Here is a 20,969-nt window from a genome sequence, read left to right as displayed (position 1 = left end):
CGCTCACCAACTAATCCCCGGAGGACGCTTGTCCCGAACCTGGCCGAAGGGTTCCCAGAAGAAATCGAACGTATCGTTCGGTCCGGCCATGAAGCGCTGGGTGAAAATGACGCCAATATCCCCGTTGGGACAGACGGCGGCGCTCACCCCGGAGCCGCCGGACCAGCCCCACATGCCCGGTTCGGACCACGGAGCGCCCGCGCCGACCTGCACCGCCGTCATGAAGCCCCAGGATTCGTCCGGCCCGGACATCTCGATCATGCCGGCACGCTGCCGCGAGGTCAGCTGGTCAGCCGTCATCTGCGCCCGGAGGTCAGGCGGCAGCACAGTGTCATCGGCCAATCCGGCCAGGAAAGCCAGATAGTCCGGAACCGTGGAGACCAGACCTCCGGCGAGGGAGCCGAACACCGGCGGAGCCGCAAAGACGTCCCGGTAGGACTCCGCTTCCCGCAGACCGCCCTCAACTGCCTCATACACGGCGGGAAACTGCTCGTTCCCGGTGGGGAATCCGGTACCGGACAGCCCAAACGGCACGGCGATCCGTTCCTCCAGGAGTTGCCCCAACGGCGTGAGCGCAACGGCCGGCAGCAGGACCGAGAGAACATCCGCCGCGGCGTGGTACATCCAGCGGTCCCCCGGCTGATGCGCCAGCGGCAGGGCCGCGACCTGCGCCAGATACTCTTCGGGTGCCACCGCCGGCGGATTCGGCCCCCATAAAAGCTCGCGTGTGGCCGCCGCGTAAGGAGTGCGTCCGAAGTCGATGCCAAGCCCGGCAGTGAACGTGAGCAGATGGCGGACAGTGATCGGACTGCGGGCGGGCACGGTCAGGGACAGCGGTGCATCGGGGGTGGCCAGGACGCGCGGGGCCGCCAGCGCCGGAAGCCACCGCGCGACGTCGTCGTCCAGTTCCAGCATTCCGTCCGCCACCAGGGACAGGGCCAGCGCCCCGCCCATCAGCTTGCTGAGCGACGAAATCCGGAACGGCGCATCTTCGGTCATCGGGGCGGATGCGGAGGTATCGAGGGAACCGGCAGCGAAGACCTCAGTCTCGCCGTTGATCCGGACGCCTGCCACCAGCCCCGGGCACCAGCCCGAACGGACCGTTTCGGCGAGCGCGTCCCACAACGGTGCAGCTCTTCTTGGCATGCGTCCACTGTCCGTCCGCGGGAGACGGAGAGTCAACGCTGCCCGGCATACCGGGGCCGCTTCCTATCGGGCCCGTCCAGCCAACCGAGGGTGAAATAGATGTCCACGTCGCGCCCAATCTGCCGGTCCAGTGAGGTCCGGCGCTGCAGCCCCGCGGCCCGGGCTGTTTTCACAGAGGCAAGGTTCCGGTCCGACATGCTGGCCAGCACAGGCAGTTCAGGCAGCAATTCCCTGCCCCGGCGCACCGCTTCCCGGGCTCCTTCAGTGGCATAGCCGCGGCGCCAAACGGACGGATCGTAGCGGTAGTAGAGGTTCAGCACCTCCCTGCCGGCAACCACGGCCCGGTGCAGCCCGGTGAACCCGATGACCGTCTCCGGCTGCTCCCGCTCCGCCACTGCCCAGTAGCCAAAACCTTCCCGGTTCCAGTGGCCGAGGAAGAACTCCAGAAGCTCTTCGGCCTTCTCAATAGTGGGCGGCTTCCGGTTGTATCTGGTGGTCCTGGGATCCGTGTGGATGCGGACGGCTGCACTGTGGTCCGTGTCCATGATGCGGCGCAGCAACAGCCGCTCGGTGGTGACCGGGGTCCATCGAGACGTGTCTTGGCGCATCCGCCCAGCCTAGGCGCAGCTGTGCCCGCATCCATTGCGCGACGGCCGGAGCCTGACATCCACCGACTGATCTTGCTACTTGGCCTGGGTGCGGTACTCGGGGATCATATGCGTCTAGAAGGGAGAGAGGCACCGCTATGAAGGCATCCCCGAATCCGCTGGAGGTCGCGCTTCCGTTCACCGGCACCTGGAAAGTGGAGAACAGCCCGCTGCGCCGGGTGCCCAGTCACGGCACGCATCTGCTCGCGACAACGTACGCCATCGATTTTGTGGGCGTGGACGACGACGGCCGGACGGCTCCCTCGGTCAGCTGGCACACGGTCCTGGGCACCGAACCCCCGGACCTCTTCTTTTCCTTCGGCCGCCCGATCCTGGCCCCCGTCAGCGGCCAGGTGGTGGCAGTCCACGACGGCGAACGCGACCATGAAGCCCGCCGGTCCCAGCTCGCCCTGCTGCCGTATCTGCTGGGGCAGCAGGCCCGGCTGCGGCAGGGAGCCGGGGCCATTGCCGGCAACCATGTCCTGATCCAAACGCCCGACGGCGGCGCAGTGGTTGGGGTGATGCACCTGAGGTCCGGTTCGCTCCGGGCGAGTTTCGGCGAGCAGGTCCGGGAGGGCCAGCACATCGGGGACTGCGGAAACTCCGGCAATTCCACACAGCCGCACGTGCATGTGCAGGCCATGGACCGGGCGGACCCGTGGACCGCCCGCGGGCTGCCGCTGGTTTTCCGTGCCTTCGATGAAAGACCGGCCGGCAGCACCGGCTTCATCCCTCGCCGAAACGCACTACCGCAGGAAGCCTCAACGGTCCGGGCACCCGCACCACGTCCTTTTCAGTAACTGGCGCGGGCGTCGTCGTCCGCGGATGAAATGTAGGTGGCGGCCAGGGCCTCGCTCCCCCGGGCCAGGAGGGCGACGTCGGCACCCACCAGGAGAAAGTCGACGCCGGCCGCGATATAGCGGCGGGCGGTGGCCTCGGCGAAAGCGTTCACGCCCACAGGTTTGCCGGCGGCCTTGATCTCACGGATGCAGTGCTCGACAGCGGCCACCACGTCGGGGTGATCCTGCTGGCCCAGCAGGCCCATGGAGGCAGCCAGGTCAGAGGGGCCGATGAAGAGCCCGTCCACGCCGTCGACGTCGGCAATCGCAGCAACATTCTCCACGGCGGCAACCGTCTCGATCTGCACCAGCAGCGTGAGGGTGTCCTCAGCGTTGTGCAGGTAACCGTCGATCCTGTTCCAGCGCGAGGCCCGGGCCAGGGCGCTGCCCACGCCGCGGATGCCGTGCGGCGGGTAGCGGACGGCCCGGACCAGGTCGGCGGCTTGTTCCGGGGTGTCCACCATGGGGATCAGCAGATTCTGCGCGCCCAGATCCAGGTACTGCTTCAGCAGCACGGGATCCCCCGACGGCGGGCGCACCACCGGGGCCACCGGATAACCGTGCACGGCCTGCAGCTGGGCCAGCAGGGATTCCAGCCCGTTGGGGCTGTGTTCGGCATCGATCAGCAGCCAGTCCAGGCCGGAACCGGCACAGATTTCCGCGACCAGCGGGCTGCCGGAGCAGACCCACATGCCGGTCTGGCGGCCGCGGGCGGCGAGCCGTGCGGCGAAGGTTTCCTCTACTCGAAGCGGCATGTGATGGTTCCCAACGGTCCGTAGTCGGCGAACACGGTGTCGCCCTTGTAGACCCACATGGGCCGGGTGAAGGAGCCGGCGAGGATAATTTCCCCGGCTTCCAGCGAGGTCTGGTGCGCAGCCAGCTTGTTCGCCAGCCAGTACACGCCGGCAGCCGGGTGGTTCAGCACTCCGGCCGCCACACCGGTTTCCTCGATGCCCTGGTTGCGGTAGAGCAAAGCGGAAACCCAGCGCAGGTCGACGTCGGCCGCCTTCACCGGGTTCCCGCCCACCACCATGGCGCCCATCGCGGCGTTGTCCGCGATGGTGTCCACAATGGTCCGGCCTTCCATCTCGATCCGGGAATCCAGGATTTCCAAGGCGGGAACCACGTAGTCGGTGGCATCCAGAACATCGAAGATGGTGCAGTGCGGGCCGGCCAGCGGTTTGCCGAGCACAAAAGCCAGCTCCACCTCGATCCGCGGGTGGGTGTATTCATCCCACTGCACGGTGCAGCCGTTTTCCAGCACCATGTCATCGAGGATGACGCCGTAGTCCGGCTCGGTGATGCCGGTGGCGGCCTGCATGGCCTTGGAAGTCAGGCCGATCTTGTGCCCGGCGAGCCGGCGGCCGGAGGCCAACAGCCGGTCCGCCCAGAGGTTCTGCACCGCGTAGGAATCCGCGATGGTCATCTCGGGATAACGGGCGGTCAGCAGCGGAACCGGGGTCCGGGTCCGCTTGGCTTCGACCAGCTCATCGGCCACCGCCTGGAGAGTTGATTTATCTAGCACCGCACTGCTTTCTGTTCGGATGGCTGTTCGGAGTGAGCCTGCTTAAAGCTGGGAGCCGACCTTGTAATCGGTCTCGTCACCGCGGGTGTAGGAGAAGCCGTCCGCACCGACTGTCACTTCCATTTCCGAGGAATCGGTGCGGGCCACCAGCGGCTGCGGGTTGCCGTCCAGGTCCAGGACCAGGGAGGCCTCGGTGTACCAGGACGGAACCACGGGGTTGCCCCACCAGTCGCGGCGCTGGTTGTCGTGCACGTCCCAGGTGATGGTGGGGTTGTCCGGGTCGCCGGTGTAGTAGTCCTGCGTGTAAATCTCGATGCGGTGGTCGTCCGGATCCAGGATGTAGAGGTAGAACGCGTTGGAGACGCCGTGGCGGCCGGGGCCGCGCTCAATCCGGTCGGAGATGCGCAGGGCGCCCATCTTGTCGCAGATCTGGATGATGTTGTGCTTTTCGTGGGTGGCGAAGGCAACGTGGTGCATGCGCGGGCCGTCGCCGCCGGTCAGGGCGGTGTCATGGACGGTGTCCTTGCGGTGCATCCAGGCGGCGTAGGTGACGCCGTCGGAATCCTTGATGTCCTCGGAGACGCGGAAGCCCAGGTCCTCCAGGTAGGCACGGCCGCGGGGAACGTCGGGGGTGACCTGGTTGAAGTGGTCCAGGCGCACCAGCTCACCGGCGGAGTAGAGGTCGTAGCGCTGGGTCAGGCGCTCCACATGGTCCACGGTGTAGAAGAACTCGTACGGGAAGCCCAGCGGATCCTCCACGCGGACCGAGTCGCCCACGCCCTTGGTGAAGCCCTCGGCCCGGCGTTCGGTGCGGCAGCCCATTTCCTTGTAGTAGGCCTCGGCCACGTCCACGTCTTCAGGGGTGCGCACGCGGTAGGCGAAGGATGCGACGGCGGCGACGGGTCCCTTGCGCAAAACCAGGTTGTGGTGGATGAACTCCTCGAGGGAGCGCAGATAGATGGCCTCGTCATCCTCTTCGGTGACGTGCAGGCCCAGGACGTCCACGTAGAACTCGCGGGACTTGGCCAGGTCGGTGACGATGAGCTCCATGTAGGCGCAGCGGACAATGTCCGGCGGCTGGATGCTCGGCGTCGGGATCGGGTTGGGGTTGATGGCTGAAACGCTCATGAGGCTGCTCCTTTGCAAACGGGGTAAAAGTGTCTGGGAGGCTTAGCCGGCGACCGTAGCGGCGTCGTCGGTCCCGAACTTGGGCGTGTGGACCTTGCCGAGCGTGATGTGCACGGCCTGCTGGTCAGTGTAGAAATCGATGGAGCGGTAGCCGCCCTCGTGGCCCAGGCCCGAGGACTTTACGCCGCCAAACGGGGTGCGCAGGTCGCGGACGTTGTGGCTGTTCAGCCACACCATGCCGGCCTCGGTGTTCTGCGCGAAGTTGTGCGCGCGGGTGAGGTCCTGCGTCCAGACGTAGGCAGCCAGGCCGTACTTGGTGTTATTGGCCAGCTCCAGCGCCTCGTCTTCGGTGTCGAACGGGGTGATGGCAACGACGGGGCCGAAAATCTCCTCCTGGAAGATCCGCGCGTCGGGCTTTACATCGGCAAAGACGGTGGGGGCAATGTAGTTGCCCTCCTCCAGGCCTTCGGGGCGGCCGCCGCCGGCCAGCAGGCGGCCTTCGGTCTTGCCGATCTCCACATAGGAGGCCACCTTCTTGAAGTGCTCGGGGTGCACCAGGGCGCCCACCTGGGTCTTCGGGTCGTGGGGGTCGCCGACGACGATGGTCTTGGCACGGGCGGCGAACCGCTCGCAGAACTGGTCGTAGACGGGGCGTTCCACCAGGATGCGGGAGCCGGCGGTGCAGCGTTCGCCGTTGAGCGAGAAGACGCCGAACAGGGCGGAATCGAGGGCGGCGTCCAGGTCTGCGTCAGCGAAGATCACGCAGGGGCTCTTGCCGCCGAGTTCCATGGACATGCCCTTGAGGTTCTCCGCGGCGTTGCGGAAGATCGTCTTGCCGGTGGTGGTCTCGCCGGTGAAGGAGATCAGCGGCACGTCCGGGTGCTTGACCAGCGCGTCGCCGGCTTCCTCTCCCAGGCCGTTGACCAGGTTGAAGACACCGGCGGGAACGCCGGCTTCGGTGAAGATGTCGGCCCAGAGGGAGGCGGACAGCGGGGTGAATTCGGCCGGCTTGAGCACCACGGTGTTTCCGGTGGCCAGGGCCGGGGCGAGCTTCCAGGACTCGAGCATGAACGGGGTGTTCCACGGGGTGATCAGACCGGCCACGCCGATGGGCTTGCGGTTCACGTAGTTGATCTGCGCGCCGGGGACCTTCATGGCGTCGTCGAACTGGGCGACGATCAGGTCCGCGAAGAAGCGGAAGTTCTCCGCGGCGCGCAGGGCCTGGCCCTTGGCCTGGGTGATGGGCAGGCCGGTGTCGAAGGTTTCCATTTCGGCCAGACGGGCTTCCTGGGCTTCGACGGCGTCGGCAATCTTGTTCAGGATGCGGGCGCGTTCGCGCGGCTTCATTTTCGGCCACGGACCGTTGACGAAGGCTTCGCGGGCGGCAGCGACGGCGGCGTCGATGTCTTCCTTCTGGCCTGCGGCGGCGGTGGCGTACGTCTTGTTGGTGACCGGGTCCAGCACATCGAAGCTGGCGCCGCTGGCGGAGTCGACGAACTTGCCGTTGATGAAGTGCTGGATGTGGGTGGGAAGGTTTTCGGGAACAAAGTGTTCGGCCATGGGGTGGTCCTCTTTCTGCGTTGAAAGTTCTTGGTGGATCTACATCAGATGGGTGACGGAGGCTGGCCGTTTTGGGCCAGGAAGGCGTTGAGCGTATTGGTGCGGTGCGCGCGGGCGGCGTGTTCGACGTCGGACGCTGGGGCGCCGGATTCGATCAGGTTCAACAGGTTCTCGTGTTCTTCCACCGAGGCGTGGGCCCGGCCCGGCACGTACCGGAAGGTGGAAGTGCGCATCCGGCCCAGCCGGGCCCAGCCACGGTGCACGAGGTCCAGAATGTGCGGGTTGGGGCAGTGCCCGTACAACAGGGCGTGGAACTCGGTGTTCAGCTGGGTGAACCGGATCGGGTCGAAGTTCGCCAGGACCTCGTGCATCTGGTTGTTCAGGTCCCGGGCCTGCGCCAGATCCTCGGTGCTGATGCTCGGGGCGGCCAGCGCGGTGGCGGCACCCTCGATGATGCTGAGGGTCTGCATGGTGTGCAGATACAGGTCCGGATCGATGCCGGCCACGGTGGCGCCGACGTTGCGTTCGAAGTGCACCAGGCCTTCGGCTTCGAGCCGGCGGATGGCTTCCCTGACCGGCACCACGCTGAAGCCCATGTCGTTGGCGATGCTGCTGAGCACCAGGCGGTAGCCGGGGCTCATTTCACCGCCGAGGATGCGGGTCTTCAGCTGTTCGTAGGCCTGCTCCGATTTGGAGCGGGTGCCTGTGCCGGTGCTGCTCATGCCTGTTCCGCCGCCCAGGCTTCGTACTTTTCCTTCCAGGCAGCGTTCATCGGGTAGAGGCCGTCCACGCTGTTGCCGGCCTTCACCATTTCGGCGATGAACTCTTCCTGGTGTTCCTGGACGATGCAGGCTTCCACCAGCTCTTCGGCGATGGCCGGCGGGATGACCAGGATGCCGTCGTCGTCGGCCACGATAATGTCGCCGGGCTGGATGGTGGCGCCGCCGCAGGCAATGGTGATGTCCGTATCCCAGGGGATGTGACGACGGCCGAGGACGGCGGGGTGCGGGTTGGCGCAGTACACGGGCAGGTCGAAGCTAGCCACGGTGGAGTAGTCGCGGACGCCGCCGTCGGTGATGATGGCTGCCGCGCCGTTGTACTGGGCGCGCAGGGCGAGGATGTCGCCCAGGGTGCCGGTGCCCTTCTCGCCGCGGGCTTCCATGACCAGGATTTCGCCTTCGCGGACGGAGTCGATGGCGCGTTTCTGCGCGTTGTAACCGCCGCCGTGGGACTTGAAGAGGTCCTCACGGTTGGGGACGTAGCGCAGGGTGCGGGCGGTGCCGACGACCTTGCGGCCGGTCTTGGTGCCGGTGAGGCCGTCGATGGAGACGTTGTTCAGGCCGCGGGCGCGCATCTGCGAGCTGAGGGTGGCGGTGGCGACCGATTCCAGCTTTGCCTTCAGCTCGGGGGTGAGGGTTTTGGGCTGGTCCTGCTCGGTTTCGGCCTGCGGAGCCAGGCCGGCCTTTTCGGCGGAACCCCAGGCCTCTTCGCGCTGTTTGTCGTCGATCTTGGGCTGCGCGCCGAAGGCGGCCAGCGCCGTCGTGCCCTCGGTGACGGTGGTGGTCAGGCGGCCGGTGGTTGCTCCGGTGGCAGGGACGTCCACTTCGATTTCCAGGACGTCGCCGGGGACGGCCACGGAGGCGCCGGCCGGAGTGCCCGTGAGGATCATGTCGCCCGGTTCCAGCGTGAGCAGCTGGGAGAGGTCCGCCACCAGCTGGGCGAAGGGGAAGAGCAGGTCTGCGGTGGTGTCGTCCTGGGCGAGTTCGCCGTTGACCCAGGTGCGGATGCGCAGTGCGGCGGGGTCGACGTCGGCCGCGTTGAGAATAGCCGGGCCGACCGGGGTGAAGCCGTCACCGCCCTTGGAGCGGAGGTTGGAGCCCTTGTCTGCCCAGCGCAGGTCGTAGACGCCCAGGTCATTGCTGGCGGTCACTCCCCCGACGTAATTCCAAGCGTCCTCGATGCTCACCCGGCGGGCGGTCTTGCCGATGATCAGGGCGATTTCGCCTTCGAAGCCGAGCAGCTCGCAGCCGGCCGGGCGCTCAACCGTGCTGCCGGTGAGGGCCAGGGAGGAGCCGGGCTTCAGGAAGTAGGAGGGTTGTTCCGGGGTGCGTCCGCGTTCTGCTGCCCTGCTGGGGTAGTTGATGTGGACGGCGATGACCTTGCCGGCCTGCTTCAGCGTGTCCTTGGTGGCGTCGTTGCTCGGGGACATGTCTCTCCTGATCAAGTACGAAATCGTATATGATCAGCATTACATGTGGTGGTAGTCACGTCAAGGTGTTAATTCTTCGCTTGGCCAACAGAGTTGCCCCCAACAGCAGCCAGACACAAACTCGCCGTTGCAGTCCGCATGAACCAAAAGTGTCTTGCTTCCAAAGATCGCGCCATAAGCTCGCTGCGAGGTTCCGATACATGACTGTAGGACACTAGGCACCTGAAAGGGTGCGTCATTGCAGTTGTCTCGTTCGCCATGTCTCACAACCCGTGGCTTGCAAGACATAGAACCGCCCAGTTGAGCTGTGAAAGCCACTACTCTCGATTGACAGTCGCAGCTCCGGCACGTCCGCGGCTTGCCACACTGCCCCGTCACATCGATGTTCATTTTCGCGTTTTCAGAGACTCTCGTAAATGAGACATACTGCTGAGACAAGGCCCACATTCAAGAACCGTCATCCTCCCCACGCTGCCTGCGAGAGCCCCTTGTCGCAACAGACACTCCTTTACTGCGATAGGCAGGCGCGAACTGACGGAGACGCCTAACCGTCACTGGCCTTAGGTGATGAGGTGTTTCGCCGGCGATCGCCGACGCCAAAGCCTGCCATTCGCTTTGCGTAGAATCAGAGCAGTACGTGCGGGATCGATAAACGCTGCACGGGCCAGAGGGACCCCGCGTTTTGCCGGGGTAGCTATCATGACGGCATCTATGCACCATGCCCCACTGTCCTGTTGTAGGAGAAATGGGAGCAGTGTCGGGTATTAACAGCGTTTTGGCTGAATTCGGAGGGCGGTAGCTATGGAACTCGACTCTCTGAAGATTCACAAGTACCGAAGTATATTGGGACCCACTGAGGTGGATCTCCAGGGGCTGACCGTCCTAATCGGGCCGAACAACCAAGGAAAGTCAAACATCCTTCAAGCGATACGACTTGGGATGGAAACAATCGCCATGGCACGGGTTCGGCTTCATGTGAACGCTGATTCCAGTCTAGCCGGGATGCCACACGCCCCCCGTCGGACCTCAACCTTGTGGCGTCGGCCGCCGCATCAGGCTGGTTCCCGTTACGACTGGCTCCGTGATTTCCCAGCACAGTTTCGAGAAAACGGTCGGGTAAAGCCTACCTCAGTCCTAAGATTCAATTTTAGTTTAGATGAACAGGAACGAGCCGAGTTCTGGAAGCGAACCCGAACCAAGAATAATGGGGCGCTCTCTGTCGAAATCACGTTCACACAGGACAACATTCATATAGATTTTCCGAAACCTGGCGGTTCCGGCTCCTACCGTAAGGCCGGCCGGGCGATCTGCGCTTTCATCGAGGACAATTTCACCTTCCTCTATGTGCCAGCCATACGGACCGCCGACCAAGCGGTAGAGGTCATATCCGAACTCATCACTGACCGGCTGGAGACACTGGCTAAGAACGACGAGTACATGGAGCTAGTTTCGCGGCTAGATGCACTCCACCATGAGCATGCAAGGGAACTTTCTCATTCAATCGGGAGGCGGCTAGATGTGTATATGCAAGGGCGAAGCGACCTCTCCATTCAGCTGCAAACAGGAGGCATGACGCTGGGTGGCCTTCGAGCCATCGATGCAATTGAACTCGATGATGGGGTGTCAACATCGATTCTCGAGAAGGGAGACGGGGTCAAGAGTCTCCTCACCATGGCTCTTCTCCATGATCTCGCGGACCGTGGTTCATCATCACAAGTACTACTCGCCATAGACGAACCGGAGGCTCATCTGCATCCCGACGCGGTGCACAAGATGGCCCAAGTCCTTAGGGAGATCGCGACTGAACAAAGAGTTATCGTGGCTACGCACAGCCCCGTTCTGGTAAACCGAACTCAGCTCAACAAGAATCTAATAGTGGAGAATAACGCGGTTTCAGAGGTGCTCAGAATCGGCCAAATTAGAGCCTGTCTCGGAGTCCGGCCATTCGACAACCTGTCATCTGCAGAATTCATGGTCCTCACTGAGGGCCCGTCGGACAGCCAAGTTATCACCAGTGCCCTCCGCCACCTCTCCGATGATTGCGCAACCGCTTTGACAGACGGGCGCCTAGCAGTGACTGACGCGGTGGGCGCCAATAACCTTCCGAACAGAGCAAGATTTGCGATAGAAATGATGGCCGATGTCGTCGTCGTTGTTGATGATGACTCTGCTGGTAGGGGAGTAATAGAAAAGTTGGCGAAGATTGCGTCGCTTGATCGAGGACGAATCCGGAAACTCTCAATCGCAGGCCGAAGTCAAAGCGTGCTTGAGGACCTCTACGTCCGTGAACTGCATGAGCGAGCGTACGCCAAACACACCGGCCTCGAGCTCCCTCTTCCGAGTCCTGCCGACAACGGCTCTACTTGGTCGGACAGAATGAAGAGAGTCTTACGCGATACCTCCGGCCTAGCTGAAGATGAAGACCTGGACCCACTGAAAAAGGACCTTGCAGACTGGGCCTCTGCAGATATTCGTCTGTCTCTGACACCTGAAGCTTGGCGTGTTATGCATGGAATCGCCGCCACGGTCGAGATGATGATAAGCCAACGGCATCCAGCAGCTTTAGCAGGCAGCACCCCTCGAGCAGCACAATGAGATAATCGCCTAGCGATCGTCCGGCCAACATCCCGGAGTAACGCGATCTAAGGGTCACGGCTGAGGCCGACATTGGAAAGCGATGACGGCTAGCTTCTGAGCGACTATTGGAAGGGTTCCTTCACTGCTAGCTAAGGCCACACGCCTGTCACATGGTCTGGCAGCGCCGATAACAGCGCATATGTCAGCTTTCGTACCTGGGTTATGCTCTTGATGTCCGTCCCAGATGACCAGGCTTCGACGAGATGGTCCAGAACCTGCGCCGCCGCTTTGGCGGCCTGGTGCTGATGAACACCGGCATCGGCACGGTCACCCACCACGAGGACGCAATCATGCTGCTGGAGGGGAACCTGGCCGACACCGTCGTCGTCGGCTACACGGAATACATGGGACTGGCACCGGTCGCTTCCTAGCCGGGACTACTGCTCCTGGACACCCTGACTGCCACTGCCTAAGGCAATCGCGCATTCGGCATTTGGGCGGAGACCTCACCGGTTAGGCCTCTCCACCGTCGAGCCATGGCATGATCCCTTGAATGAGTCTCACTTGGAATCCCGGCCCCGAGCCGGTCGCACAAAAATTCAAAGCTGGCTGGAACGTGTTCGCGGCCTCATGCGGCCACCTCTGGGCCAATGAAGCGAGCTATCAGGCATGGTTTGCCCATTATTTGATCGGCCAGTTCGGCATTGATCGAGTTGGCCGTGAAGTCACCATCAATGAAAAGTACTTCGCGCACTCTCCGGGTGTGGGAGAAGTGCGGCCCGATGCGGTTGTGGCCCGAAAGCCGGGAATCATGATCCCCCATTACGCCAACGGGGAGGCCCGTTCCTCGGACGAGTCAGGCATAGGGATCCTCAAGCACCTTTCCGTGATCTCCGAGCTCAAAGTGGGGGCGAGCACCGCGAGTGGCCTCCAGCGCCGGTCGATCCTTGCCGATGTGCTCAAACTTGGCCGTCTGCTTGAGGAACACAGTCTCAACTCACCGGAGGCTGACATGCCACTGGCCTACGTCTGCGTGCTTGATAACCACCACCGCCAGACGTTCGACATGGATGATTTGAAGGCAGAAGTACACGAGGGTCGCTACCACCCCGACGTTCGGCTGCTCACGGCTTCATCCTCCCATAGGCCCGTGGCGCCCGCAGACCGTGCCATGATCTGGTAGGCGGCTTGGTAGACAGGCCCGCAGAAACGAGTGAAGCAACGATTGTCGCGGGACGCCTATCGGGACCGTAGCTGGCGTTGGGTATGCTCCGCAGCATGACAGATAAGAAAATGAGCAAGAGCGCAGGAGAACACTGGGTGTGTTCCGTGTTGGCGCGGCACAATTGGGCCGCAGCACTTACACGGGACGGACTGGAGCGGACCGATATTCTTGCGGTTCATACTGACGGACCGCGACGCCAAATCGAAGTTCAAGTCAAGGCCATCCAGGCCAAGGATGCAAAGGGGACTTGGCTCCTCGGCCTGAAGTCCCAGCAACCGGCGCTCTCTCAGCACGAATGGTATGTGCTTGTCCTGCTCGATACTTCTATGCCTACTGCCGCGCCCCGTTCCTTTATTGTCCCGCGGGACCACGTGGCCGCTGCCGCATGGATAGGGCACATGAACTGGCTTACCGATCCCGAGACACCCCCCGGAAAGCGCAATGCCGGGCCGGATCAGTCCCGGGTCAGCGTCGAGACCTTTCAACCCTACGAGGATCGTTGGGACCTTCTCGGCACGCCTACGGGTGAAATACCTGTGATGCTCCCCCGGCATTACCGCAAACTTGCCGTCGATCCCAGGGTTGGCCTTCCGGAAGATCATCCTTGGAAAGAATACCTCCCGGATTGGTAGGCGACTGCCTTTTTCAGTTCGCAAACTCGTCGTCAGCCTTTCCGTCATGGCCAATCCGGACCTGACCGGCCGCCACCCCGCACAGTTGACGCTGATGGCCGAAATCGTCACCCCGGGGGCTGAGCCAAAGTGGACGAGCGACGCCGTGGCAGACGCGGATCTAGTGATCCTCACTGTGCTCCTGCACCGGCTGCAGCACGTGGATCCCGCCATGCTGGAGGGCCGCGTCGTGGTGGATACGATGAACTATTGAAGCCGATGTCGACAGGAGACAGCAGGCGGCAGACGGTGTAAATTCCGGCATGAGCTGAATCACCGTTCCGCCGGGGCCGCTCCCCGGCGGAACCGCAAGAACCAGTGGTGAGGAGAAGGCATGCGCGGTTCGGCACTGATCGTCGGAGCGGGCATCGCGGGAACCGCTGCTGCCCGCGGTCTGCTGCGGGCAGGATGGTCGGTCCAGGTGCTCGAACGCGGCGCAAACCTGCCCGGCAGCGGAACGGCGCTGGCCATGTGGCCCGAGGCGCTGAGAGCACTGGAATCGCTGGGTGCCGGTGACGCCGTCCTCGCCGGCTCGATGGAAGGGCACGGCGCTCGAATCCTGAAACCCGACGGAAGCAAGATCGCAACCATGGGCCGCAACCGGACCGCTCGGTTTGTGCCTCGCACCGTCCTGCTGGATGCCCTCTCCGGGGACCTTCCCGACGGGCTTATCCAATGGAATACGCCGGTCACCGGGCCTGGATCCCTGCCCCACGCCGATGTTGTCGTGGCCGCCGACGGCATATCCAGCCGACTGCGCACCGCCTGCAACGCGGCACCACCACGGGCACTGCGAACGGTGGCCTTCCGCGGCGTTGTTGCCGGCCCCGCCGGCGGGGTCACCGAGACGTGGGGGCGCGGCCGATTGTTCGGCATTACGCCGCTGGATTCCGTTAGCACTAACTGGTTTGCCTGCCTCCGTTCCGCGGACCTTCCCCCGCTGGGTGCCCCGGGGGCCTTCGGCGCCCAGGGCACCGACCTGCTACGCAGCCTGTACCGCGGGTGGCACCCGGACGTCGCCCGGGTCCTTGGAAAGCTGGACGGGAGCCCGATAGATTACCGCGAGCTGTTCGACGTTCCGCCGCTCCGTTCCTATGTGTCCGGCAACGTGGCGCTGCTGGGCGACGCCGCGCACGCCATGGCGCCGAACCTTGGCCGCGGCGCCTGTGAGGCACTTTTGGATGCGGTTGCGCTGGTCGATGCCCTCAGCTCGGCGCCCAATGTTGCCGCCGGACTGCAGCGCTACGACTCCAGCCGGCGTCGGCGGGGAAACGCCATGGTCCGCGCGGCACGGCTGCTGAACCGTCTGGGCACAGCCGAGCACTTCACCGGCCTCCGCAACCTCGCGATGTCCGCGGGGTCACGGTTCGCCTAGGACTTTCGCCGCCGGCAGCCGCCGTCCGGTGCCTTCATTTCCGCGAATACACTCACCCTGGACCCATCGGCGCCATCCTGATTGTTGCGTGGCGGGCACCGGAACCGGTTGACCCGTCGATGACTCCAGCGTTCGTTATCCGGCTCTTGTGCCCCGTACATGATTGTGCAAGCATCGGCCAACGATTCCTTTCCATCGGTTATCGATACAGGGAGACCTGAATGCGCCCAGCGGCAATCACTGAACTGAAGATCCTCATCGGCGCAGTACTCACTGTTGCGGTGGCGGCGCAGGTCGTGGTCCTTCCGATGCTTGCTGCGGAGGCGGCGGCCAGTTTTCCCGAAGTCGCCTATCTGCGGACTCCCCTGACCGCACTGGCGGTTGTTGCCATCGCATGCGGCGAGGCGGCGCTGGTCTGCATCTGGCGACTGCTCACGCTTTCCGGGCGCGGAGCCTTCCTAACCAGCCGAACGACGCGCTGGGTGGACGCCCTGATCCTCTCACTGGTCGCCGGCACGGGAATGCTAGCCGCCATCTCCGCGGTTCTGACCGCCGATCCACAGACGGGCGGCGGGGGCCCGGCCGTGGGCCTGGGCCTGATGGGCGGAATGTCCCTCGGAGCGGCAGCGATCCTCGGGGTACTGGTATGGCGCGGCCGGCTGCTGCAGAGTGTACGAGACGCCGCGAAGCAGCAGCGGCGCGTCCAGCTTTAGCGGATCTCCGACGAGCCTCCCCCGTCTAAATCCGGGACACAGACCGGTGCCGCCTAAACCATCATTTCTTACCCGCCTGACTTCAACGGGTGTGAGAGGACTCCACACCGGAATACAGCGCTTCAATGTCCTTACTCCAGGCACGCGCGTACAGGCCGAGGACCGCCTGCTCCCGGAACGAAAAGCCCAGCCGGTTGAGTGCCAGCTGGCTCGCCCCCATAGCCAGCTGCTGCGCGCTGCGACTGACGCGATGCTTGTCCGCCCGATACAAATACTCATCGATGGCCCGCGCCCAGCGCTTCCGCCAGATATCCACCGCCGGCTCTGAGGCCAACGCGGCCATCACCCTATGTGTGGGCATAATCCGGGGTGTTATCCGGTCCATCATTGCCCTGCGCGCACGCTCAGGCTGGGAGCCAAAAGAACCCGTGCAGGCGTGCAGATGAGCGTTCCAGTAATAGTCCCAGCTTGTAGTTCTGCGGTCGGGCCAAACAGCGGACCGGGGTCCGTGCATCATGGCGTGGCCGGCGTCGAAAAGAAGCAGGGCGGCCAGCATCGAGCGCGTGGTGAGGCCCGGAAAACGGTCAACGGCCCACAAAGCCAAATCCGAGGACACCTCAGAAACCTCAGCTGCCAGTTCCAAGCCCTTTGGTCCACCGAACCGTGCAAATGTCGCTTCCACCAGCTCAGGCACCGGCTCGCCCGGCCGTGGCGGATAGACGATGCCCTGCGACTTGGAGATTTTCACGGTGCCCAGACTGGCAACGCTTTCCGCCGCGAGCACGTGGGCAAACTTCCACAGGCGCTGAGCGACGTCGTCGGTGGCCCGCACATGCAGGAGCACGGCCGGATGGGCGGATTCCAGGCTGCGCGAAAAACGAAACCGGCCCGCCTCTACGAGCCGCATTTGGGAAGACAGCGGGGCAACCATGTGGCGGACTATTCCGTCGCCCAAATCCTTACGCTCCGGCTCCATGGTCAGGACGGACCACAAGGTGGTTGGGCTGGAGCGCTGCTGCACAGGACGGGCAGCTGCTCCCCGATGAACAGTGTTCGATTGCATTACGCGGTTCATTTCATCCCCAAAAAATGATTGTCCTGACATCTGTACGTGTACTGCATACACGGTGTGGCCCCGATATGCGAACGTTAATGCCATCTCCCAAAAACCATGACCCATTTTCATCAAGGCTCTTTTCCTGTATACGCGCAGCGACTATGGGTTTTGCTGAAACGGCGCCATGCAGCGTCTGACTGAAAGGTTAAGGTCCTGGCCACACAGTTCGACGACGGGCGGCACCGGTTCTGCCACGGCACTGAGCACCAGGAGCTTGCGGCATTAATGGGGCAGCCGGCCCCTATGCTGGCACCAACAGCAACTGACAAATCGCAAACCCGGCCACAAGCCGCAGGGGGAATACATGGACAACCTCATAACCAATGCCGAACGCGTGGCACGAGCTACGCACGAAGGCCAGACCGACAAGACAGGAGTCCCCTACATCACGCATCCCGAGCGGGTCGCCCGGACAGCGGCGCAAAGGGCGCCGGAGCATCTGCGCGAACAGGCGCAGGCTGTGGCCTGGCTGCATGACACGGTGGAAGACACCGGCGTGACCCTGCAGGGGCTGCGTGAGCAGGGCTTCCCCGAAACCGTCGTCGCCGGCGTGGACGCCATGACCAAACGTCAGGGAGAACCCGTCGAAAGCTACTTCGAACGCGTCCGGGCCAATAACCTTGCCCGCATCGTCAAGGCAGCGGACATTGACGACAACACCAACCCTGAACGCGTCCAGAAACTGGACCACGCGGACCGGACTCGTCTGGCCGCCAAATACCAGCGTTCACGGGAGCTGCTCACCCTGGAGTAATTCCGAGCCGCAAACCAGCCCTGCTTGCGGTTCGAGAACATCACCAGCGCGTCGCCTCCGGGCATTGGCTGCGGGGGCACGCTACTCGTCCGTAGTGGTGCAGGAGATGTTCCCGGGCGCCTCGGTGGTCAAGAGCTTCAACTACACCGGGGACTCCAGCCTGGAACCAGACCTCGTTCCAGAAGCCCGGCGGACCTGCGTTCGGAGCACGGCTCACCGGCGCGCAGCTGGAAGCACTGCCGGGCGTACCCGCGCCCGTGGCCTAAGGAGTCAGCAGCACTTTGACGGCGCGGCGCTCATCCATGGCCCGGTAGCCCTCCGCGGCGTCGGCCAGCGGAAGGGTGAGGTCGAAAACCCGGCCCGGATCGATCTGCCGGTCCCAGATCCGCTGAATCAGATCGGGCAAAAAGCGGCGCACGGGAGCGGGTCCGCCGAGCATGTGGATCTCAGCGAAGAACAGTTCCAGCCCGGGAAGAGCGACGTCATGAGAGACGCCCACAAAGCCCATATGTCCGCCCGGCCGGGTGGAGCGCACGGCCTGCATCATTGACTCCTGTGTTCCCACGGCCTCCACTACCGAATGGGCGCCGAGCCCGTTGGTCAGGTCCTTGAGCGCAGCCACCCCCGCATCACCGCGTTCGGCGATGATATCGGTGGCTCCGAATTCACGGGCCAGCTGCTGGCGTTCGGGGTGCCGGCTAAAAGCGATAATCCGCTCGGCACCGAGCTGCCTGGCGGCCAGGACTGCCAAAACGCCGACGGCGCCGTCCCCCACCACGGCGACGGTTTTGCCGGGGCCGGCCTCGGCCGCCACGGCGCCGAACCAACCGGTGCCCAGGACATCGGAGGCCGCCATCAGTGAAGGCAGCAGGTCCGCCGGCGGAGCTTCCGGGGTGGTCACCAAGGTGCCGTCGGCCAGCGGAATCCGGGCGAACTGCGCCTGGGTTCCCATCATGCCCATCGGCACGGCATTGATGCATCGGCTCTGGTAGCCGGCCCGGCAGATTTCGCACGTGTTGTCGGAAGCCCAGAAGGAACCGACGACGAAGTCCCCGGCCTTGATGGTCCGCACCTCGGGCCCAACCTCCTCCACCCAGCCGATGTACTCATGTCCCATGGGTGCGTTATGGGCGTCCTCCACACCTCGGTACGGCCACAGGTCCGATCCACAGATGCAGGTCGCTGCCAGCCTGATCACGGCGTCGGTCGGTTCTTCAATCGCCGGATCGGCCCGGTCCTCGACGCGCACATCTCCTGGTGCATGCATTACTACGCCACGCATGGTGTCTCCTTCTCCGGCAGGATTCTCTCCCTTCCAAGGACAGCACCCGCACAGACGCATGGGTAGGTGTTCGGGACTCCTGAGTTCCCGTTAGCCACGCGGAACAGGCATCGGCGGGTCGCGGTTCACCTATGACTTTCGCCGGAGCCGCCGGCAGCGAAGCATCCAACAGGGGTGATGGTGGCCTACCGTTTACGAAACGGCATGGATCACACACACCGCATAGTGTGGTGACGCAGACCACGAAACCCTTTACGTAAACCGTTTGCGTTCAGCATCCAGAGGAGGATGACCTTGGCAACCATCAGGGATGTCGCGAAGTATGCCGGTGTATCACCGGCAACCGTGTCCCGGGTCGTCAATGGTCTTGTGGGCTACTCCGAGGAGACACGGCACCGCGTCGAAGAGGCGGTAGCCCGCCTCAACTACGAGACCGATTTGATGGCACGCGGACTGAAGACACGACAGACATCTGTGATCGGGCTCCTCGCCCCCATGGTGTCGGACGCTCTCGCTTCCCAGATCATGGTCCTCATCTTCCAGCGCCGCATCGTCGACGGGCTTACCTCCGGAGGCACCAAATGACCGGATCGACACCCCGGGACCCCAGGCCCGGCTGGTGGCAGGATGCCGTCATCTACCAGGTGTACCCACGCTCCTTCGCCGACGGCGATGGGGACGGGGTCGGCGACCTAGCGGGCCTGCTGGACCGTCTGCCGTACCTTGCCTCGCTGGGCGTGGACGGCATCTGGATGACCCCGTTCCAGCCCTCCCCGCAGGTGGACCAGGGATATGACGTCAGCGACTACTGCGGAGTCGATCCGCTCTTCGGCACCATGGAACAGTTCGACAAACTGCTGGAGGCGGCTCACGCCATGGGGCTCCGGATCTTCCTCGACGTGGTACCCAACCACTGCTCATCGGAGCATCCCCTGTTCCAAGCCGCCGTCGCCTCCGGTCCCGGCTCACCCGAACGGGCGATGTTCCACTTCGAGAACGGGGGCGACGGCGGAGCCCCGCCGAACAACTGGCAAAGCGTCTTCGGCGGCCGTGCCTGGAGCCGCGTGAATCCCGGTTCGGACTCGGGCCGGGAGTGGTACCTGCACCTCTTCTCGCCGGAGCAACCGGACTGGAATTGGCGTAACCCGGCGGTGGGCGACTACTTCGAAGGCGTGCTCCGGTTCTGGTTTGACAAGGGCGTGGACGGCCTGCGGATCGACGTCGCGCATGCCTTGTTCAAGGCGGACGGACTGCCTGACGCTGAAGGCACTGACGCCGTCGTCAACGGCCTGCGCTCCAACCCGAAAGTATCCGATCAGGAGGACGTACACGAGGTCTACCGGCACTGGCGCCGCATTGCCGATTCCTACTCCCCCAGCCGGGTGCTGGTCGGTGAAGTGAACCTGGCGCCGGGCCGCGCCGCCCGCTACACCCGGCATGACGAGATGCATCAGGCCTTCGCGTTTGCGTTCGTCAAGCTGGGCTGGGATGCCGCTGCTTGGGCTGCGGTCGGCACTGAACTCGAAGTTGCCCGCCGGACCCACGGGGCGCCGCCAACCTGGGCACTCGAGAACCATGACATCAGCCGTTCCGTGACACGGTTCGGCGGAGGTGAACGCGGAGCTCTCCGAGCACGTGCCGGCCTGCTCGCCATCCTCGGGCTGCCCGGCGGGGCGTACATCTACCAAGGACAGGAGCTCAACCTTCCCGACGTCGAGGTCCCGCTTCACGCTCGAGCCGATCCCATGTGGACACGGGGCGGGGTCTCCCGTGACGGGGCCCGCGTGCCGCTGCCCTGGACCACCGCTCCCGACAACACCTACGGCTTTTCCCCTGCCGCTGCAGCGCAGCCGTGGTTGCCTACACCCGCCTCGTGGGGGTCGCTCTCCGTGGAGGCGCACCGCAGCGACCCCGGTTCGACCCTGCATCTGGTGACCACCGCACTCGCATTGCGCAAGCAGCTGATCGAAAAGGAGATCTTCTCACCGAACGACGCCAGCGCCTGGCACGTCCACGACACCGGATTGCTTATCTGCGAGCGCGGGGAGCAGATCCTGCTTGCCGTGAACATGGGCGGCGAACCCTCCCGCCTGCCCGGCGGAAGCGTTCTGCTGGCGTCATTCCCCCTGACCCCGGAAGGGCTCCTTCCACCGGACAGCGCCGCCTGGATCCTCAAAGACCAACCTTAACTGGCCACCGCG

Annotated in this window: 21 protein-coding genes; 11 read left to right on the top strand and 10 right to left on the bottom strand. The window is 64.0% G+C overall.

Annotated elements, in window-relative coordinates; all coding sequences use genetic code 11:
• Positions 1-3: 3 nt before the first annotated feature.
• Positions 4-1,146 (bottom strand): serine hydrolase domain-containing protein, encoded by a 1,143-nt coding sequence (locus tag KG104_RS08650; RefSeq protein WP_207346748.1) that lies wholly within the window; start codon positions 1,144-1,146, stop codon positions 4-6.
• Positions 1,147-1,178: 32 nt separating this feature from the next.
• Positions 1,179-1,754: a GNAT family N-acetyltransferase gene (locus KG104_RS08645; protein WP_207346747.1), complete on the bottom strand. Its 576-nt coding sequence runs from the start codon at positions 1,752-1,754 to the stop codon at positions 1,179-1,181.
• 137 nt (positions 1,755-1,891) lie between these two features.
• Between KG104_RS08645 and KG104_RS08640 the strand changes: the two genes are divergently transcribed.
• Positions 1,892-2,593 (top strand): M23 family metallopeptidase, encoded by a 702-nt coding sequence (locus tag KG104_RS08640; protein ID WP_207346746.1) that lies wholly within the window; start codon positions 1,892-1,894, stop codon positions 2,591-2,593.
• Here the strand turns inward: KG104_RS08640 and KG104_RS08635 are convergent.
• The 6 genes from KG104_RS08635 to KG104_RS08610 are packed head-to-tail and all read right to left on the bottom strand — an operon-like array spanning position 2,587 to position 9,054.
• A complete protein-coding gene (locus KG104_RS08635) occupies positions 2,587-3,387 on the bottom strand; it encodes an HpcH/HpaI aldolase family protein (RefSeq protein ID WP_207346745.1) in 801 nt (266 codons plus the stop codon). The two genes, KG104_RS08640 and KG104_RS08635, sit on opposite strands and share 7 nt — an antisense overlap.
• The gene (gene hpaH / locus KG104_RS08630; protein ID WP_104103414.1) at positions 3,372-4,157 is read right to left on the bottom strand and encodes a 2-oxo-hept-4-ene-1,7-dioate hydratase; all 786 of its coding nucleotides are present in this window, start codon (positions 4,155-4,157) and stop codon (positions 3,372-3,374) included. The genes KG104_RS08635 and hpaH overlap by 16 nt, the downstream gene beginning before the upstream one ends.
• A 42-nt stretch (positions 4,158-4,199) precedes the next feature.
• Positions 4,200-5,285 carry a 3,4-dihydroxyphenylacetate 2,3-dioxygenase gene (gene hpaD / locus KG104_RS08625; RefSeq protein WP_207346744.1) on the bottom strand — a complete coding sequence of 362 codons (1,086 nt, stop codon included), beginning with the start codon at positions 5,283-5,285 and terminating at the stop codon, positions 4,200-4,202.
• Between the two features lie 42 nt (positions 5,286-5,327).
• A complete protein-coding gene (gene hpaE, locus KG104_RS08620) occupies positions 5,328-6,845 on the bottom strand; it encodes a 5-carboxymethyl-2-hydroxymuconate semialdehyde dehydrogenase (protein WP_207346743.1) in 1,518 nt (505 codons plus the stop codon).
• Positions 6,846-6,889: 44 nt separating this feature from the next.
• The gene (locus KG104_RS08615; protein WP_207346742.1) at positions 6,890-7,567 is read right to left on the bottom strand and encodes a GntR family transcriptional regulator; all 678 of its coding nucleotides are present in this window, start codon (positions 7,565-7,567) and stop codon (positions 6,890-6,892) included.
• Positions 7,564-9,054, bottom strand: coding sequence for a fumarylacetoacetate hydrolase family protein (locus KG104_RS08610; RefSeq protein WP_207346741.1), 1,491 nt, complete (start codon positions 9,052-9,054; stop codon positions 7,564-7,566). Before KG104_RS08610 ends, KG104_RS08615 begins: the two co-directional genes overlap by 4 nt.
• Before the next feature lie 801 nt (positions 9,055-9,855).
• Between KG104_RS08610 and KG104_RS08605 the strand changes: the two genes are divergently transcribed.
• From KG104_RS08605 to KG104_RS08575, 7 genes are all read left to right on the top strand, one after another.
• Positions 9,856-11,649, top strand: a complete 1,794-nt coding sequence (locus KG104_RS08605; protein WP_207346740.1) for an ATP-dependent nuclease — start codon at positions 9,856-9,858, stop codon at positions 11,647-11,649.
• Positions 11,650-11,894: 245 nt separating this feature from the next.
• On the top strand, positions 11,895-12,062 hold the full coding sequence (locus KG104_RS08600; protein ID WP_207346739.1) for a hypothetical protein: 168 nt from the start codon (positions 11,895-11,897) through the stop codon (positions 12,060-12,062).
• Positions 12,063-12,184: 122 nt separating this feature from the next.
• Positions 12,185-12,814 carry a hypothetical protein gene (locus KG104_RS08595; RefSeq protein WP_207346738.1) on the top strand — a complete coding sequence of 210 codons (630 nt, stop codon included), beginning with the start codon at positions 12,185-12,187 and terminating at the stop codon, positions 12,812-12,814.
• Positions 12,815-12,909: 95 nt separating this feature from the next.
• On the top strand, positions 12,910-13,488 hold the full coding sequence (locus KG104_RS08590) for a hypothetical protein (RefSeq protein ID WP_207346737.1): 579 nt from the start codon (positions 12,910-12,912) through the stop codon (positions 13,486-13,488).
• 46 nt (positions 13,489-13,534) lie between these two features.
• Positions 13,535-13,741: an NAD(P)-binding domain-containing protein gene (locus KG104_RS08585; RefSeq protein ID WP_207346736.1), complete on the top strand. Its 207-nt coding sequence runs from the start codon at positions 13,535-13,537 to the stop codon at positions 13,739-13,741.
• A 120-nt stretch (positions 13,742-13,861) separates the two neighbouring features.
• A complete protein-coding gene (locus KG104_RS08580; protein ID WP_207346735.1) occupies positions 13,862-14,902 on the top strand; it encodes an FAD-dependent monooxygenase in 1,041 nt (346 codons plus the stop codon).
• A 221-nt stretch (positions 14,903-15,123) separates the two neighbouring features.
• Entirely contained in the window at positions 15,124-15,615 is a 492-nt protein-coding gene (locus KG104_RS08575; RefSeq protein ID WP_207346734.1) for a DUF2975 domain-containing protein, read from the top strand.
• A gap of 82 nt (positions 15,616-15,697) precedes the next feature.
• Here KG104_RS08575 and KG104_RS08570 read toward each other — a convergent pair whose 3' ends face one another.
• Positions 15,698-16,678 (bottom strand): lantibiotic dehydratase C-terminal domain-containing protein, encoded by a 981-nt coding sequence (locus KG104_RS08570; RefSeq protein WP_207346733.1) that lies wholly within the window; start codon positions 16,676-16,678, stop codon positions 15,698-15,700.
• Between the two features lie 358 nt (positions 16,679-17,036).
• On the opposite strand from KG104_RS08570, the gene KG104_RS08565 reads away from it, so the two are divergent.
• On the top strand, positions 17,037-17,486 hold the full coding sequence (locus KG104_RS08565) for an HD domain-containing protein (protein WP_207346732.1): 450 nt from the start codon (positions 17,037-17,039) through the stop codon (positions 17,484-17,486).
• A 262-nt stretch (positions 17,487-17,748) separates the two neighbouring features.
• On the opposite strand, the gene KG104_RS08560 is transcribed toward KG104_RS08565, so the two are convergent.
• Positions 17,749-18,768: a zinc-dependent alcohol dehydrogenase family protein gene (locus KG104_RS08560; protein ID WP_207346731.1), complete on the bottom strand. Its 1,020-nt coding sequence runs from the start codon at positions 18,766-18,768 to the stop codon at positions 17,749-17,751.
• A gap of 294 nt (positions 18,769-19,062) precedes the next feature.
• On the opposite strand from KG104_RS08560, the gene KG104_RS08555 reads away from it, so the two are divergent.
• Positions 19,063-19,353 carry a LacI family DNA-binding transcriptional regulator gene (locus tag KG104_RS08555; protein ID WP_207346730.1) on the top strand — a complete coding sequence of 97 codons (291 nt, stop codon included), beginning with the start codon at positions 19,063-19,065 and terminating at the stop codon, positions 19,351-19,353.
• Positions 19,350-20,957, top strand: a complete 1,608-nt coding sequence (locus KG104_RS08550; RefSeq protein WP_207346729.1) for an alpha-amylase family glycosyl hydrolase — start codon at positions 19,350-19,352, stop codon at positions 20,955-20,957. Before KG104_RS08555 ends, KG104_RS08550 begins: the two co-directional genes overlap by 4 nt.
• The last annotated feature ends 12 nt before the right edge of the window (positions 20,958-20,969 follow it).

It is taken from the genome of Arthrobacter sunyaminii (assembly GCF_018866305.1).
GTDB classification, from domain to species: Bacteria; Actinomycetota; Actinomycetes; order Actinomycetales; family Micrococcaceae; genus Arthrobacter_B; species Arthrobacter_B sunyaminii.
The sequence above is the reverse complement of the archived record's forward strand: the minus strand, read 5'-3'. Positions and strand labels throughout refer to the sequence as shown.